This is a genomic window from Variovorax sp. 54 (genome assembly GCF_002754375.1).
Lineage (GTDB): Bacteria > Pseudomonadota > Gammaproteobacteria > Burkholderiales > Burkholderiaceae_C > Variovorax.
The window spans coordinates 2,730,671-2,746,295 of record NZ_PEFF01000001.1 but is presented as its reverse complement, the minus strand read 5'-3'; the positions used below and the strand labels follow the sequence as shown (position 1 = coordinate 2,746,295).

The 15,625-nt window shown below is 67.1% G+C and carries 16 protein-coding genes; 13 read left to right on the top strand and 3 right to left on the bottom strand.

Features of this window, described 5'->3' with window-relative positions:
* Positions 1 to 79 precede the first annotated feature (79 nt).
* From purT to CLU95_RS12635, 10 genes are all read left to right on the top strand, one after another.
* Positions 80 to 1,282: a formate-dependent phosphoribosylglycinamide formyltransferase gene (gene purT, locus CLU95_RS12680; protein ID WP_099793564.1), complete on the top strand. Its 1,203-nt coding sequence runs from the start codon at positions 80 to 82 to the stop codon at positions 1,280 to 1,282.
* A gap of 189 nt (positions 1,283 to 1,471) precedes the next feature.
* Positions 1,472 to 2,413: an alpha/beta hydrolase gene (locus CLU95_RS12675; protein ID WP_099793562.1), complete on the top strand. Its 942-nt coding sequence runs from the start codon at positions 1,472 to 1,474 to the stop codon at positions 2,411 to 2,413.
* A gap of 113 nt (positions 2,414 to 2,526) precedes the next feature.
* The gene (locus tag CLU95_RS12670; protein ID WP_099793561.1) at positions 2,527 to 3,357 is read left to right on the top strand and encodes a helix-turn-helix domain-containing protein; all 831 of its coding nucleotides are present in this window, start codon (positions 2,527 to 2,529) and stop codon (positions 3,355 to 3,357) included.
* Positions 3,358 to 3,378: 21 nt separating this feature from the next.
* Positions 3,379 to 4,254 carry a branched-chain amino acid ABC transporter permease gene (locus CLU95_RS12665; RefSeq protein ID WP_099793559.1) on the top strand — a complete coding sequence of 292 codons (876 nt, stop codon included), beginning with the start codon at positions 3,379 to 3,381 and terminating at the stop codon, positions 4,252 to 4,254.
* Positions 4,255 to 4,348: 94 nt separating this feature from the next.
* Positions 4,349 to 5,425, top strand: a complete 1,077-nt coding sequence (locus tag CLU95_RS12660) for a branched-chain amino acid ABC transporter permease (RefSeq protein ID WP_099793557.1) — start codon at positions 4,349 to 4,351, stop codon at positions 5,423 to 5,425.
* Positions 5,422 to 6,240 carry an ABC transporter ATP-binding protein gene (locus CLU95_RS12655; RefSeq protein ID WP_099793555.1) on the top strand — a complete coding sequence of 273 codons (819 nt, stop codon included), beginning with the start codon at positions 5,422 to 5,424 and terminating at the stop codon, positions 6,238 to 6,240. The genes CLU95_RS12660 and CLU95_RS12655 overlap by 4 nt, the downstream gene beginning before the upstream one ends.
* Positions 6,241 to 6,697: 457 nt before the next feature.
* Positions 6,698 to 7,471 carry an ABC transporter ATP-binding protein gene (locus CLU95_RS12650; RefSeq protein ID WP_056576626.1) on the top strand — a complete coding sequence of 258 codons (774 nt, stop codon included), beginning with the start codon at positions 6,698 to 6,700 and terminating at the stop codon, positions 7,469 to 7,471.
* 8 nt (positions 7,472 to 7,479) lie between these two features.
* Positions 7,480 to 9,336: an AMP-dependent synthetase/ligase gene (locus CLU95_RS12645; RefSeq protein WP_099793554.1), complete on the top strand. Its 1,857-nt coding sequence runs from the start codon at positions 7,480 to 7,482 to the stop codon at positions 9,334 to 9,336.
* Between the two features lie 32 nt (positions 9,337 to 9,368).
* Positions 9,369 to 10,532, top strand: a complete 1,164-nt coding sequence (locus CLU95_RS12640; RefSeq protein WP_099793552.1) for an ABC transporter substrate-binding protein — start codon at positions 9,369 to 9,371, stop codon at positions 10,530 to 10,532.
* A 67-nt stretch (positions 10,533 to 10,599) separates the two neighbouring features.
* The gene (locus CLU95_RS12635; RefSeq protein ID WP_099793550.1) at positions 10,600 to 11,061 is read left to right on the top strand and encodes an EVE domain-containing protein; all 462 of its coding nucleotides are present in this window, start codon (positions 10,600 to 10,602) and stop codon (positions 11,059 to 11,061) included.
* Positions 11,062 to 11,071: 10 nt separating this feature from the next.
* Here CLU95_RS12635 and CLU95_RS12630 read toward each other — a convergent pair whose 3' ends face one another.
* Positions 11,072 to 11,725, bottom strand: a complete 654-nt coding sequence (locus CLU95_RS12630) for a MarC family protein (RefSeq protein WP_099793548.1) — start codon at positions 11,723 to 11,725, stop codon at positions 11,072 to 11,074.
* A gap of 2 nt (positions 11,726 to 11,727) precedes the next feature.
* Complete coding sequence (locus tag CLU95_RS12625) at positions 11,728 to 12,474, bottom strand: SDR family oxidoreductase (RefSeq protein WP_099793547.1); 747 nt, start codon at positions 12,472 to 12,474, stop codon at positions 11,728 to 11,730.
* A gap of 144 nt (positions 12,475 to 12,618) precedes the next feature.
* Between CLU95_RS12625 and CLU95_RS12620 the strand changes: the two genes are divergently transcribed.
* A complete protein-coding gene (locus CLU95_RS12620) occupies positions 12,619 to 13,218 on the top strand; it encodes a 2-hydroxychromene-2-carboxylate isomerase (RefSeq protein WP_099793545.1) in 600 nt (199 codons plus the stop codon).
* 58 nt (positions 13,219 to 13,276) lie between these two features.
* Complete coding sequence (locus CLU95_RS12615; RefSeq protein WP_099793543.1) at positions 13,277 to 13,960, top strand: dienelactone hydrolase family protein; 684 nt, start codon at positions 13,277 to 13,279, stop codon at positions 13,958 to 13,960.
* Between the two features lie 51 nt (positions 13,961 to 14,011).
* Here the strand turns inward: CLU95_RS12615 and CLU95_RS12610 are convergent, their stop codons facing one another.
* Positions 14,012 to 14,902, bottom strand: coding sequence for a LysR family transcriptional regulator (locus tag CLU95_RS12610; RefSeq protein ID WP_099793541.1), 891 nt, complete (start codon positions 14,900 to 14,902; stop codon positions 14,012 to 14,014).
* Between the two features lie 285 nt (positions 14,903 to 15,187).
* On the opposite strand from CLU95_RS12610, the gene CLU95_RS12605 reads away from it, so the two are divergent.
* Positions 15,188 to 15,556 (top strand): DUF4148 domain-containing protein, encoded by a 369-nt coding sequence (locus CLU95_RS12605; RefSeq protein WP_099793539.1) that lies wholly within the window; start codon positions 15,188 to 15,190, stop codon positions 15,554 to 15,556.
* Positions 15,557 to 15,625 lie beyond the last annotated feature (69 nt).

Genomic DNA, 15,625 nt, shown 5'->3' with positions numbered 1-15,625 from the left:
CCGTTCCCGTGGGCGACACCGCCCCGGGGTGGCTTACAGTGCTGCGATTGTTTTCAACCCTATTTTTTCGAGCCCTCGCATGACCACCCTCGGCACCCCCCTGTCCCCTTCCGCCACCCGCGTGATGCTGCTCGGCTCCGGCGAGCTCGGCAAGGAGGTGCTCATTGCCTTGCAGCGCCTGGGCGTCGAGACCATCGCGGTCGACCGCTACGAGAACGCCCCCGGCCAGCAGGTGGCGCACCACGCGCGCACCATCACCATGAGCGACCCTGAACAGCTGAAAGCGCTGATCGAGGCCGAGAAGCCCACGCTGGTGGTGCCCGAGATCGAAGCCATCGCCACGCAGACGCTCCAGGCGCTCGAAGACGCGGGCGTGGTGCGCGTGATTCCCACGGCCCGCGCCGCCCGCCTCACGATGGACCGCGAAGGCATCCGCCGCCTGGCCGCCGAGACGCTGGGCGTGCCCACCAGCCCCTACAAGTTCTGCGACTCGCTGGCCGAGCTGCAAGCCGCCATCGACGCGGGCATTGGGTACCCCTGCATCGTCAAGCCCGTGATGAGCAGTTCCGGCAAGGGCCAGAGCAAGATCGACGGCCCGGCCGACGTGCAGAAGGCCTGGGACTACGCCATGGCCGGCGGCCGCGTGAGCCATGGTCGCGTGATCGTCGAGGGCTTCATCGACTTCGACTACGAGATCACGCTGCTGACCGTGCGCGCCAAGGATGCGGCAGGCGCCGTCGAAACGAAGTTCTGCGACCCCATCGGCCACGTGCAGGTCAGCGGCGACTACGTCGAAAGCTGGCAGCCGCACCCCATGGCGCCGGCCGCGCTGCAGAAGGCGCAGCAGATCGCGCAGGCCGTCACGGCCGACCTCGGCGGCCAGGGCCTGTTCGGCGTCGAGCTGTTCGTGAAGGGCGACGAGGTCTGGTTCAGCGAGGTCAGCCCGCGTCCGCACGACACCGGCATGGTCACCATGGCCACGCAGTGGCAGAACGAGTTCGAGCTGCACGCGCGCGCCATCCTCGGCCTGCCGGTCGACACTTCGCTCAAGAGCCCGGGCGCCAGCGCCGTGATCTACGGCGGCGTTGACGCCACCGGCATCGCCTTCGACGGCGTGGCCGAGGCGCTGCAGGTGCCGGGCAGCGACATCCGCCTGTTCGGCAAGCCCGAGAGCTTCGTCAAGCGCCGCATGGGCGTGGCGCTGGTGCACGCGGCCGACACCGACACGGCACGCAAGCTCGCCAAGGAAGCCGCTTCGCGCGTGAAGCCGCGCACGGCCTGAGCGGCCGAACCCTCCGGGTGAACCCGCGAGCCGGGCCCCGGTAGCCAGTTTTCGCAAGCGACCCCGCAGCGGTGCGGGCATGGTGCAGGTCTTGTCGCCAGGACGCCGGTCGGGTGCGGGTGCATGCGGATACCCCGCAGGCACCCCGCCCTCCACACTGAGCGCTCCGTTCGATTCACCGGAGACACCATGCTGCATCCCCAGGCGCGCGCCTTGCTGGATTTCATCGAAGCGCGCGGCATTCCGCCGACCCACACGCTGTCGCCCGCCGATGCGCGGGCCTTCTATCGCGAGCGCCGCACGGCCACGCAGCCGCTGCCGGCCGAGGTGGCCGAAGTGCGCGACCTCGCCGCCGACGGGCCGCACGGCACCATCCCGGTGCGGCTGTACAAGCCACTTGGCGCAGGCCCAGGTCCGCTGCCCGTGCTCGTGTACTACCACGGCGGCGGCTGGGTCATCGGCGACCTCGACACGCACGACGTGCTGTGCCGCGAGCTGGCCAACGGCGCAGGCTGCGCAGTGGTCGCGGTCGACTACCGCATGGGCCCGGAGCACCGCTTTCCCACGGCGGTAGACGACGTGCTCGCGGCCACGCGCTGGGTGCGCCGCGAAGCCGCCGCACTGGGGCTCGATGCCAACCGCCTCGCGGTGGGCGGCGACAGCGCGGGCGGCAACCTCGCGGCCGTGGCGTCGATCGCGGCGCGCGATGCGGGCGACCTGCCGATCGTGTTCCAGCTCCTGATCTACCCGGCCACCGACATGCGCCGCGGCCATCCGTCGCACCAGGCGAACGGGCAGGGCTACCTGCTCACGCGCGACACGATGACCTACTTCCACGACCACTACATCACCGACGCGAAGCACGACCTCGACTGGCGCGCTTCGCCGCTGCTGCACACCGACCTGGCGGGCCTGCCGCCCGCGCTCGTGCTCACGGCCGGCTACGACCCGCTGCGCGACGAAGGCGCGGCGTATGCCGAGGCGCTCACGGCCGCCGGCAACCGCGCGAACTACGTGTGCTTCGAGCGCCAGATCCATGGCTTCATCACCATGGGGAAGGTGCTCGACGAGGCCCACACGGCGGTCGCGTTGTGCGCGGCGGAACTGCGCCGCGCGTTCGCGTCGGCCTAGGGAAAGTCCCCGCGCAAATGGATGCCGCGCTCAGGGCCCTCGCCGCTACGATCCAGCGAACACGACGCCACCCCCCGGTCGGACGTCGTCGACCGATGCAGGAGACAGACACCATGCAGCGAACCAGGACGTCGACGCCTTCGGGCGGCGATGCACGGCAGGGCGAACGCCTCATGTGGCTCACGCCGCAGCGCGTCTTCTATGCCGGCCTGCTCGGCGCTGCGGCCGAGCGCGCGATGGGCGGGCACGGCGTGTATGTGTCGCCCGCCGGTGCGCCGCCCAACCGCATCCGCATCGGCGGTGGTGCCTGGCAAAGCGGCGAGTTCATCGTGGTGCCGCCGCACGTGCCGCACCAGGTCGAGAGCGCGTGCCCGCTGATCTTCAACCTGCTGATCGAATCGGAGTCGGTCGATCCCGCGCGCATGCCGGCCTTCTTGCAGCACTGCGGCCCGGTCGATGCGCCGGCCTTCGTGCAGCGCATGCGCGAGGCCCACGCCCATCTGCTGGCGGCCTCGGCGCGCGGCATCGACTTCGACGGTTTCGATTTCGACGCGCTGTTCTTCGACGGCCCGCTCGCGCCGCGCCCGCTCGACGCGCGCATCCGCAAGGTGGTCGACATGCTCGTGGCCGACCCGGCCGCACCCGCCTCGGCGGAAGACTGCGCGGCCTCGGTGCACCTGTCGTTCTCGCGCTTCCTGCATCTGTTCAAGCAGGAGACCGGCATGCCCTTTCGCGGCTTCCGTGCCTGGAAGCGCGCGCGCAGCCTGCTGCGCTACGTGCACCAGAGCGGCACGCTCACCGACATCGCGCTGGACACCGGCTACCCCGACTCCACGCACTTCAGCCATTCGATCCGCCAGGTCTACGGGCTCAAGCCCAGCGACATCGTGGCGGGCTCGCGCCGCCTCGCGCTGCACGACGCGGCCGGCGGGTTCCGGCAGTAACGGCGCGCGGGACGGCAACGCATGCAGATCCTCCAACTCCTGCTGTCGGGCATCGCGCAAGGCTGCATCTACGGCCTGATCGCACTCGGCTTCGTGCTGATCTACAAGGCCACCGAAACGGTGAGCTTCGCGCAGGGCGACCTGATGATGCTCGGCGCGTTCGGTGCCTTCGCGGGCATGTCGCTGTTCGGCATGCCGTTCTGGCTCGCGGCGCTGCTGGCCGTGGTGGCCATGGCGGCCTTCGGCGTGCTGCTCGAACTGGTGGTGATCCGCCCGATCCTCGGGCAGCCGCAGTTCTCCATCGTGATGCTGACCATCGGCATCGCCTACGTGGCGCGCGGCCTCATCACCATGGTGCCGGGCATCGGCACCGACACCCACACGCTGGCCGTGCCCTACAAGGACCAGATCTGGAAGCTCGGCGAGCTGGTCGTGAACCTCGAGCAGCTCGTGATCATCATTGCCACCGCCATCCTGTGCGGCCTGCTGTTCGCGATGTTCCGCTACAGCAAGCTCGGCATCGCGATGCAGGCCTCGTCGCAGAACCAGCTCGCGGCCTACTACATGGGCATTCCGGTGAAGCGGCTCAACGGGCTGGTGTGGGGGCTCGCCGCGGCGGTGGCGGCCATTGCCGGCCTGCTGCTCGCGCCCATCACCTTCGTGCACGCCAACATGGGTTTCATCGGGCTCAAGGCTTTTCCGGCGGCGGTGGTGGGCGGCTTCGGCAGCCTGCCGGGCGCGATCGTCGGCGGGCTGGTGATCGGCATCGTCGAGTCGTTCGCGGGTTTCTACCTGCCCGACGGTTTCAAGGACACGGCGCCGTACATCGTGGTGCTGCTGATGCTCACGATCAAGCCGAACGGCCTCTTCGGCGAAAAGCTGCGCAAGAAGGTGTAAAGCAATGCACCCCCACGCTCGTCACTTCGTGTACTCGCTGGCCCCCGAGGGGGCCCAGGTCCGCCTTGGGGCGGCCCGGCGGCGGACCTGAAATATGCGCTTCATCTTCAAAACCAGCTACGACCAGGACATCCGCCTCGCGCGGCACGGCGGCCATGTGCTCTGGTACAGCCTGCTCATGGCCTTCCTGCTCGTCGCGCCGTGGGTCATCGACGAGTACTGGCTTGCGCAGCTGACCTTCGTGCTCATCTACGGCATCGTCGGCCTGGGGCTGATGCTGCTGGCGGGCTTCACGGGGCAGTTCTCCATCGGGCATGCGGCGTTTCTCGGAACGGGTGCGTACACGCAGGGCGTGCTGACCAACATGGGCGTGCCGTTCCCGCTCGCGCTGCTCGCGTCGGCCGCGCTGTCGGCGGCGGTGGGCGTGGTGGTGGCGCTGCCGGCGCTGCGCGTGAAAGGCATCTACCTGGGCATCGCGACGCTGTCGTTCGGATTCATCGTCGAGGAAGTGTTCGCGCGCTGGGAAAGCGTGACGGGCGGCAACGCGGGCCTGCATGTGAAGTCGCCGCAGCTGTTCGGCTGGTCGCTGGGCTCGGGGGAGGGCTTCTACTTTCTCTGCCTGGTGGTCGCGGTGATCTCCACGCTCGGCATCCTGAACCTGCTGCGTTCGCCGACCGGGCGGGCCTTCGTGGCGATCCGCGATTCGGAGATTTCGGCGCAGAGCATGGGCATTCACCTGGCGCGCTACAAGACGATGTCGTTCGCGATCTCGGCCGCGCTCGCGGGGCTGGGCGGGGCGCTGTATGCGCACAAGCTGAGCTTCATCTCGCCCGACCAGTTCAACATCCTGCAGTCGATCGACCTGCTGCTGATGGTGGTGATCGGCGGGCTGGGCTCGGTGCACGGCGCGTTCCTCGGCGCGATTTTTCTCATCGCGATGCCGCAGCTGATCTCGATGGGCAAGGACTGGCTGCCGGCCGTCGTCGGCCAGGCGCCCGGCCTGCAGGGGCTGGTGTACGGCCTGGTGCTGATCGCCTTCGTGCTGTTCGAGCCGCTGGGGCTGTACGGGCGCTGGCTGAAGATCCGCACCTGGCTGCAGCTCTTTCCGTTCTACCGCAAGGGCTTGTTCAAGCGGCAGAAGTCGTTCACCAAATCGGACCGACTGAGATGAGCAACGACGTTCTTTTGTCGGCCAAGGACCTGAGCGTGCGCTTCGGCGGCGTGCTCGCGGTCAACAAGGTGAGCTTCGACGTGCGGCGCGGCGAGGTGTTCACGCTCATCGGCCCGAACGGCGCGGGCAAGACGACGGTGTTCAACCTCATCAGCCGCATCTACACGCCGACCACGGGCGAGATCACCTGGCATGGCGAGGCGGGTGGGCCGATCGCGCTGACGCAGCAGGCGCCGCACGCGATTGCCGCTCTGGGCATTGCGCGCACCTTTCAGAACATCGAGCTGTTCGAGCATGCGACCGTTCTGCACAACCTGCTGATCGGGCGCCACACGCACCGGCAGACGGGCTTCTGGAACGAAGTGTTCTTCACGCCGGCCACGCGCCGCGCCGAGATCGCGGCGCGCGAGAAAGCGGAGCAGGTGATCGACCTGCTCGACCTGCAGCACTACCGCGACTCGATGGTGGCGGGGTTGCCGTATGGCGTGCGCAAGGTGGTGGAGCTGGCGCGTGCACTGTGCACCGAGCCCAAGCTGCTGCTGCTCGACGAGCCTTCTTCGGGACTGAATGTCGAAGAGACGGCGGACATGGCGTTCTGGATCCAGGACATCCAGCACGAGCTGGGCGTGTCGGTGCTGATGGTCGAGCACGACATGTCGCTGGTTTCCAAGGTGTCGGATCGCGTGCTGGCGATGAATCAGGGCGAGGTGCTGGCTACCGGGTCTCCGCGAGAGGTGCAGGCGGATCCGCGGGTGATCGAGGCTTATCTCGGGACTGTGGATGACGTGAGCAGTTTGCGGAGGGTTGCGGCATGAGCGCTTTGTTCGCTACCCCTTTGGAGGCGCCCGGTGCGCGGCACGGCGCGGTCGCCCCCACTGTGCCGGCCCTTCGGGCTCCCTTCCGGTGCTCGCTTTCCGCGGGGTCCCGCCCAAACTCGCTTCGCTCAAACAAGGGCGGGCCCTTGTCCGCGGAAAGCTGCGCTCCTCAGCGGCACAGAGGGGACGCCCACACCGCACCGCACACCGAGCTTTTGCTGTGGGGTGTTCGCTCTGTGCGTGCCCACGGCGTTGGGGCCCATGCCCCGGGCGGGCCGTTGAGGCGCCGCCGAGCAGCGCAGCGACGGGCGGATCAGGGCTCGCAGCTGTTTGAGCGAAGCGAGTTCTGCGAGACCCCGCCCGTCGTGAGCAGCGCAGGGCAGCCCGAAGGGCCGGTGACGTCGGCCCGTCCGGGGCATGGGCTCCAACGCCGTTCCCCGAATCAGGGAGCGCACGCATGAGCGACGTCGTGCTTCAACTGCTCAATGTGGAAAGCGCCTACGGCCCGATCAAGGCCATCCGCGGCGTGAGCCTGAAGGTGCGCAAGGGCGAGATCGCGACGGTGCTTGGCTCCAATGGCGCGGGCAAGACGACGATCCTCAAGACCATCTCGGGCATCATCGATCCGCGCAAGGGCAGCATCGAATTCCAGGGCCAGGACATCACGGCGAAAGACCCGGCCTTCATCGTGCAGCAGGGCCTGAGCCACGTGCCCGAAGGGCGCGAGGTGTTCCCGCTGCTCTCGGTGAAGGACAACCTGCTGATGGGCGCCTACACGCGCAAGGACCGCGACGGCGTGGCGCGCGACATCGAGACCGTCTTCACCTACTTCCCGATCCTGCGCGAGCGTGCCACGCAGGACGCGGGCCTGCTCTCGGGCGGGCAGCAGCAGATGCTGGCCATCTCGCGCGCCATCATGGCGGCGCCGCACCTCATCCTGCTCGACGAACCCAGCCTCGGCCTGAGCCCCAAGCTCACGAAGGAAATCTTCGAGATCGTGGTGCGCATCAACCGCGAGCGCGGCACCACCATCCTGCTGGTGGAGCAGAACGCCAACATGGCGCTCAACGCCGCCGACCACGGCTACGTTCTGGAGAACGGGCGCATCGTGATGGAAGACTCGTGCGAACGCCTGCGAGAGAAGGACGACATCAAGGAGTTCTACCTCGGTGTCAAGGACGACGGCGTGCGCGGCGAGCGGCGCTGGAAAAAGAAGAAGACCTGGAGGTAGCCGTCGCCATGCAAGGACTCTGGGATCTTCGAACCATCGAACCCGGCCACGACATCCTCGTGCCCGGCGACACGCTCTCGGCCATGTTCTGGAACGCCGTGCGCCAGCGCGGCGACAACATCTGGATGCGACAGAAGGAGCTGGGCATCTGGCGCGCCTGGAGCTGGCGCCAGACCGCCGAGGCCGTGCGCGAAATCGCAGCCGGCCTGCAGGCGATCGGCTTCACGCGCGGCGAGTGCGCGTCCATCCTTTCCAACACCGTCATCGAGTGGGTGCTGGCCGACCTGGCCGTGCTGAGCTGCGGCGGTGTGTCGAACGGCATCTACCCGACCGACGCCGCCTCGCAGGTGGAATACCTGTGCGAAGACTCGCGCACCACGGTGCTGTTCGTGGAAGACGACGAGCAGCTCGACAAGGCGCTCGAGGTGCGCGCCCGCCTGTCCGGCCTGCGCCAGGTGGTCGTGTTCGACATGGAAGGCCTGCGCGAGCTCGACGACCCGGCGGTGATGAGCCTCGATGCGCTGCGCGCCCTCGGCCGCACGCACCTGGCGGGCGACCCGCAGGCGGTGGAGCGCAGCGTGGCCGCCTGCCGGCCCGAAGACCTCGCGATTCTTGTCTACACCTCGGGCACCACCGGCAAGCCCAAAGGCGCCATGCACAGCCACGCGGGGCTGGTGTACACGGCGCGCGGCTACAACACGCTCATCGCACAGGACGACAAGGACGAGCGCATGTGCTTCCTGCCGCTGTGCCACATCGCCGAGCGCATGGGCGGCGAGTACTTCGCGATGTACACCGGCTCGATCCTCAACTTCGTCGAGAACCCCGAGACGGTGCCCGAGAACGTGCGCGAGATTGCGCCCACGGTGTTCACGGGCGTGCCGCGCGTGTGGGAGAAGTTCTATTCGGGCGTGATGATCGCGCTGAAGGAGGCCAGCCCGCTGCAGCAGGCCGCCTACAAATGGAGCATCGGCGTGGGCGAGACCATCGCCAACAGGGTGCTCGCGGGGCAAGAGATCGGCACGGGGCTGCGCCTCAAGTTCAGGCTGGCGCGGCTGCTGGCGCTGGACAACGCGCGCAAGCTCATCGGCATCCACCGCGCGCGCTTTCTCGTGACCGGTGCGGCGCCCATTTCGCCCGAGCTGGTCAAGTGGTACCTCGCGCTGGGCGTGCCCATGCTCGAGGTGTGGGGCATGACGGAATCGTGCGGCGCTTCCACCGCGGTGCCCGTCACCCGCATCAAGCCCGGCTCCATCGGCCCGGCCACGGGCTACAACGAGGTGCGCATCGATCCGGCCACCAGCGAAATTTTGGTGCGCGGCCCCAACGTCTTCATGGGCTATTTGAATCTGCCGGAGAAGACCGCCGAGACCATCGACGCCGACGGCTGGCTGCACACGGGCGACGTGGGCGTGATGGACGAGGACGGGTATTTCCGCATCACCGACCGGATGAAAGACATCATCATCACGGCAGGCGGCAAGAACGTGACCCCGAGCGAGCTGGAGAACGAGCTCAAATTCAGCCTCTACATCACCGATGCCGTGGTGATCGGCGACAAGAGGCCCTACCTCACGGTGATCGTCATGATCGACCAGGAGAACGTCGAAAAGTTTGCGCAGGACCACGACGTGCCGTTCAGCAACTACGAGAGCCTGACGCGCACGCAGGAAGTGCAGGACCTGATCCAGGGCGAGATCGATCGCGTCAACGCCAAGTTCGCGCGCGTCGAGCAGATCAAGAAGTTCTTCCTGCTCGAGACGCAACTGAGCGCCGAGGACGAGGAGCTCACGCCGACGATGAAGCTCAAGCGCAAGCTGGTGCAGACCAAGTACGCGGCGCGCATCGACGCCATGTACCGCTGACCTCTTTTTTGCCAACCCGAGGAGACAACGCTATGACGAAGCTCAAGACATTGACGACGCTGGCTGTGCTGGGCCTGATCGCGACGCTCGCGTCGGCGCAGCAGGGCGTGACGAAGGACGAGATCCGCATCGGCACCATCCAGGACCTGTCGGGTCCGTTGGCGGGCTTCGGCAAGCAGGCGCGCAACGGCATGCAGCTGCGCGTGGACGAGCTCAACGAGCAGGGCACGCTCAACGGCCGCAAGCTCAAGCTCTTCGTCGAAGACTCGGGCTACGACCCGAAGAAGGCCGTGCTGGCGGCGCAGAAACTGGTCAACCAGGAAAAGATCTTCATCATGGCCGGCCACATCGGCACGGCGCAGAACATGGCGGCGATGCCGGTGCAGTTCGACAAGAACGTCGTCAACTACATGCCCATTACCGCGGCGCGCGAAATGTACGAGCCGCTGAACCGGCTGAAGTACTCGTTCGCGGCCACCTACTACGACCAGATTCGCCTGGCGCTGCCCAAGATGATCAAGGACAAGGGCGCCAAGAAGGTCTGCACGATCTACCAGGACGACGAGTTCGGCCTCGAGGTGCAGCGCGGCGCCGAGGCCGGCCTGAAGGCCTCGGGCATGGAGCTGGCCGAGAAGACCTCGTTCAAGCGCGGCGCCACCGACTTCAGCTCGCAGGTCGCGAAGATGAAGGCCGCCAACTGCGACCTCGTGGTGCTCGGCACCATCATCCGCGAGACCATCGGCACCGTGGGCGAGTCGCGCAAGACCGGCTTCAACCCGACCTTCCTGGGTTCGAGCGCCGCCTACACCGACCTGATCCACAAGCTCGGCGGCAAGGCCATGGACGGCGTGTACGCCACCATGACGGTGCAGAACCCCTACACCGACGAGCAGTCGCAGCCGCTGCGCTTCTGGGCCAACAAGTACAAGACCAAGTTCAACGAAGACCCGACCGTGTTCTCGGTGTACGGCTACGTGATCATCGACTCGTTCATCAAGGCCGCCACCAAGGCCGGCCCGAACCTGACGACCGACAGCTTCATCAAGGCGATGGACGGCATCACCTTCGAGCCCGACATGTTCGGCAGCCCGAAGAGCACCTACACCGCCACCAAGCGCCTGGGCAACGACCAGTCGCGGCTGTCGCAGATCAAGGACGGCAAGTGGGTGGTCGTCTCCGACTACGTGACGCCGTAAACGAGGAGCGCCCCGGAATGGGGCGAGCGGCTATATTCCGCGAAATCCCCTTCGCGAGACTGCCGCCATGCCCCAGTACTGGTTGATGAAATCCGAGCCCGACGAGGTCTCGATCGACGATGCCCTCGCCGCGCCCGGTGCCACCGTGGCGTGGACCGGCGTGCGCAACTACCAGGCACGCAACTTCATGCGCGACGGCATGAAGGTCGGTGATGGCGTGCTGTTCTATCACTCGAGCTGCCCCGAGCCCGGCATTGCCGGCATCGCGCGCGTGGCCTCGGGCATTCAGCCCGATCCGACGCAGTTCGACCCCACGTCGCCGTACTACGACGCCGGTGCGAAGCCGGACGATCCGCGCTGGTTGCTGGTCGACGTGCAGGCGCTGCGCAAGACGCGGCTGTTGTCGCTGCCCGAGCTGCGCGCCAAGCCCGAGCTGGCCGACCTGGTCATTCTGCGCAAGGGCAACCGGCTGTCGATCACGCCGGTGGAGCCGGCGCACTGGAAGGTCATCGAGAAGATGCTGGCCTGAACGAAGCTGTTCAGGCGACCTTCGACAGGATCGGGAACAGCTTGCCGAGCCCGTCGGCCATCACTTCGACCGCGAGCGCCGCGAGGATCAGGCCCATCAGCCGGGTCATGATGTTGATGCCCGTCTTGCCGAGCACCCGCGCGATCGGCTGCGCGAGCGAAAACGCCAGCGCGGTCGCCAGCGCCACCACCACGCCATAGCCGACCAGCAGCCCCAGCTCCCACAGGTGCTGCGTCTTGTCGGCGTAGATCACCACCGTGGAGATCGCGGCCGGGCCGGTGAGCAGCGGGATGGTGAGCGGCACCACCGCGATGGAGGCGCCCATCGACGCCTTCACTTCGGTGGCGCGCAACTCGTCGACGTTGGTCTTGCTCTCGGCCGGTTGCGCATTGAGCATCGAGATCGAACTCATGAGCAGCAACAGCCCGCCGCCGACCTGGAAGCTCGCGATCGAGATGCCGAAGAAGGACAGCAGCTGCAGCCCGATGAGCGCGCTGACTGCAATGACCACGAAGGCGCTGAAGGCCGACATGCGCACCGTGCGCTTGCGCTGGGCGTCGGAGTAGTCCTGCGTGTAGTGGATGAAGAAGGGCACGATGGCCAGCGGGTTGACGATGGCCACCAGCGTGACCAGCGGCTTGATGAGGTCCATGGAAGTGCTCATCGTTATCGTCCTCCGGTCACGTCGAGCAGGGCCATGGTGGTGTAGCTGGCCTCGGGCGAGAGCAGCCACAGGATGGCGCCGGCGATTTCCTCGGGGCTGCCGGTGCGCTGCATCGGCACGGTCGGTGCGAGTTCGGCGGCGCGCTCGGGCATGCCGCCGGAGGCGTGGATCTCGGTGTCGATGAGGCCGGGGCGCACCGCGTTGACGCGGATGCCTTCCATGGCCACTTCCTTGGCCAGGCCGATGGTCAGGGTGTCGATGGCGGCCTTGCTGGCCGCGTAATCGACGTACTGGCCCGGCGAGCCCAGTCGCGCGGCGCCGCTGGAGATGTTGACGATGGCGCCGCCCGCGCCGCCGTACTTCGTGCTCATGCGCTTCACGGCTTCGCGCGCGCAGACAAAGCTGCCGATCACGTTGATGCGGAACATGCGCTCCATGCGCGCGACGCTCATCTCGTCGACGCGCGCCTGCACGTCGACCACGCCGGCGTTGTTCACGAGCGCGGTGAGACGACCGAGCCTGGCGTCGATCTTCGCGAACATCGCGAGCACCTGGGCCTCGTCGCCCACGTCGGCCTGCACCGCCATGGCGGTGCCGCCGCCCGCGCGGATGGTGCGCACCACCTCGTCGGCGGCCAGCGAGTTGCTGGCGTAGTTCACGGCCACGGCGTAGCCGCGCTTCGCGGCGAGCAAGGCCGTGGCGGCGCCAATGCCGCGCCCACCGCCGGTGATCAAGAGCACCTGGTCCAAATCCCACCTCCTGCAGAGAAACTGTGTGTCAGTTAAAACCGTTCGCTTGGATTACATCATCGAGGGCTGGCGCATGAGCGTGAGCGCCGCGCCGGGTCGCCCCAAGCCAGCTCGCACCGCGGTGCGAAGCACGGAGGTTATTGAATGCACAAGACGATCGACTACTACTTTGCGCCACAGAGCCCGTGGACCTATCTGGGGCATACCCGCTTTGCCGCCATCGCAGCGGCCGCCGGCGCCACGGTGCGCGTCCGACCCATCGACATGGGCAGCGTGTTCCCCGTGTCGGGCGGGCTGCCGCTGGGCAAGCGCGCGCCGCAGCGCCAGGCCTACCGGCTGCTCGAGCTGGCGCGTTTCTCCCAGCACCTGGGCCTGCCGCTGAACCCGAAGCCGAAGTTCTTTCCGGTGGCCGGCGACGACGCGGCGCGGCTGATCATCGCGGTCGACATGCACGACGGCACCGAGGCCGCGATGCGCATCAGCGCCGCGGTGTTCGCGGCCGTGTGGGTGCAGGAGCGGAACATCGGCGACCCGAACCTGCTCGAAGCCCTGGTCGCGGAGTGCGGCCTGCCGGCCAAGCGCGCCGAGCAATCGCAAAGCCAGGCGGTGCAGGAACGTTACGAGGCTTACACGCAGGAAGCGATCGACATCCAGGTGTTTGGCGCACCGAGCTACGTGATCGACGGCGAGATCTTCTGGGGCCAGGACCGGCTCGATTTCGTCGAACGCGCATTGCGCGCGTAACGTAACGGCACGCGCAAGCCCACCCGTTTTTTCATTCCATCGTTTTCAGGAGAACCCCATGGGCCAATTCATCGATCTCACCGCCAAGGATGGCTTCACTTTTCCCGCCTACGTGGCCGAGCCCGCGGGCACGCCGCGCGGTGCCGTGGTGGTGGTGCCGGAAATCTTCGGCGTGAACTCGCACATCCGCTCGGTGGCCGACGGCTATGCGGCCGACGGCTACCTGGCCGTGGCGCCGTCGACCTTCGACCGCGTCAAGCCCGGCGTCGAGCTGGGCTACAGCGACGACGACATGAAGACCGGCTTCGGCTACAAGACGGCAGTCGAGGCGCTGCCCGCGCCCGGCGTGCTGCAGGACCTCGAAGCCGCGATTGCCTACGCCTCGAAGGCGGGCAAGGTCGGCATCGTTGGCTACTGCTGGGGCGGCCTGCTGGTCTGGCGTGCCGCGGCCCTGCTGCCGGGCCTGGCCGCTGCTGCGCCTTACTACGGCGGTGGCATGACGACGCCGGAAGAAAGCGCACGCCAGCCGAAGGTGCCGGTGCTCGCGCAGTTCGGCAACCGCGACCACTGGATTCCGCTGGACACCATCGAGGCCTTCAAGAAGGCGCACCCCGAGGTGGAAGTGCATGTCTACGAGGCCGACCACGGTTTCAACTGCGACCAGCGCGGCTCGTACAACGCCGAAGCGGCGAAGCCGGCGCGTGAACGCGTGCTGGCGTTCTTTGCCAAGCACGTCGGCTGATCCGCCACGCCCTACGAAAAAGCCCGGCAGTGCCGGGCTTTTTCATTGCTTCTATTTCTTGGCGCCGACCCGGGTCTGCAGGAAGTCGAGCAGCGCGCGCAGCGCCGCGCTGTTGTGGCGCCGCTGCAGGTAGGCGGCCGACAGCCACATATCCTTGCGCGCATAGCCTTCGAGCACCGGCACCAGCTCGCCGCTGTCGATGTGCGACTGCACGAGCAGCGAGGGCAGATAGATCACGCCGAAGCCGCGCATCGCGACGCGGATCAGCGGCGCGCCTTCGGTGCAGTCCATGCGGCTCTTGACGTGCACGTCCAGCGGCTGGCCGTTGTCATCGAAGCGCCATGCGGGCTGCGCGCCCAGCAGCGAATGGGTCAGTGCCTCGTGGTTGGCGAGTTCCTGGGGGTGCTCGGGCTTGCCGTGCTTCTTCCAGTAGACCGGCGAGGCGCAGACCACCATGTGGATGAGCCGCAGCTTGCGCACGATGAGGTTGGCGTCTTCCACCGGACCGCTGCGGATGTCGACGTCGATGCCTTCCTCGGCGAGGTCGACGGTGCGGTTGGTCAGCTGCAGGCTGATGCTCACGTCGGGGTAGTGGCGCATGAAGTCGGCCAGCAGGTCGGGGAACTCGCCGTTGCCCATGCCGTGCGGCGCCGAGATGCGAAGCCGGCCGCCGGGCTGGCTGGCGCGCTCCTGCAGTTCGGCCTGGGTGAGCTCGACCATTTCGAGCATCGGCGTGCTGCGTTCGAGCAGCAGCTGGCCAGCGTCGGTGAGGCTCACGGACCGCGTGGAGCGGTTGAGCAGTCGCACGCCGAAGCGGGTCTCGAGTTCGGCGACGTATTTGCTGACCGTGGCCTTCGACATGTCGAGCCGCTTGGCGGCCTGGGAGAAGCTGCCGTGCGAGGCGACTTCCCGGAAGGTTTTGATCAGATCGAGACTGTCCATGTCAGTGAGCCCGTTGTTTTTCGCGAGGGAGCGCGATGCGCCGATTCTCGGGGGTTTTGCCGAATTGGGCTGGTGCGGGGTTCTGGTGTAGGCCGGAAGCCGTCGGGCGACGAATGTCCGGGTTTTTACCTGCACGACTTTGTTGACCGATTGTTTCGCTACAGGAAACACCGTGTCTCTGAACCGAGTGTTTTCCCGGGGGAATTCCGGCTGACACTCGCCGCACAGGCGAGCCAACGTGCAAGCCTGGTGGACATCCCATCTAGCCGAACACAAGGAACAGACATGAAGACCTCGCACATTTTCGCAGCCGCCGCCCTGACCCTCCTGGCCGCCACCGGCGCCCAAGCCGAGACGTACCAAGGCGTGACCCAAGTGATCTCGTCCAAGAGCCGCGACGAAGTCAACGCCGAAGCCCAGCGCACCGCAGCAGCTCCGAACCAGAACGTCGTGCGCGGTTCGCGCGGCGCTGAAACCGTGGCCGTGTCGAAGGACCGTTCGATCGTCGAAGCCGAAGCCATCCGCACCGCCTACGCTCCGGACCAGAACGTGACCTCGGGCTCGCGCGTCAACAGCAAGGTCGTTTCGACCATGGTGAACCCGATGGACGCACGCGTTCAAGCCCAGCAAGGTTCGGGCGCCGTCGCCAAGTAATTGGCCACGAAGCCAGTCGCCTTCCGGGGCGGCCCGGGCTCATGAAAGAAAGCCACGCATCTGCGTGGC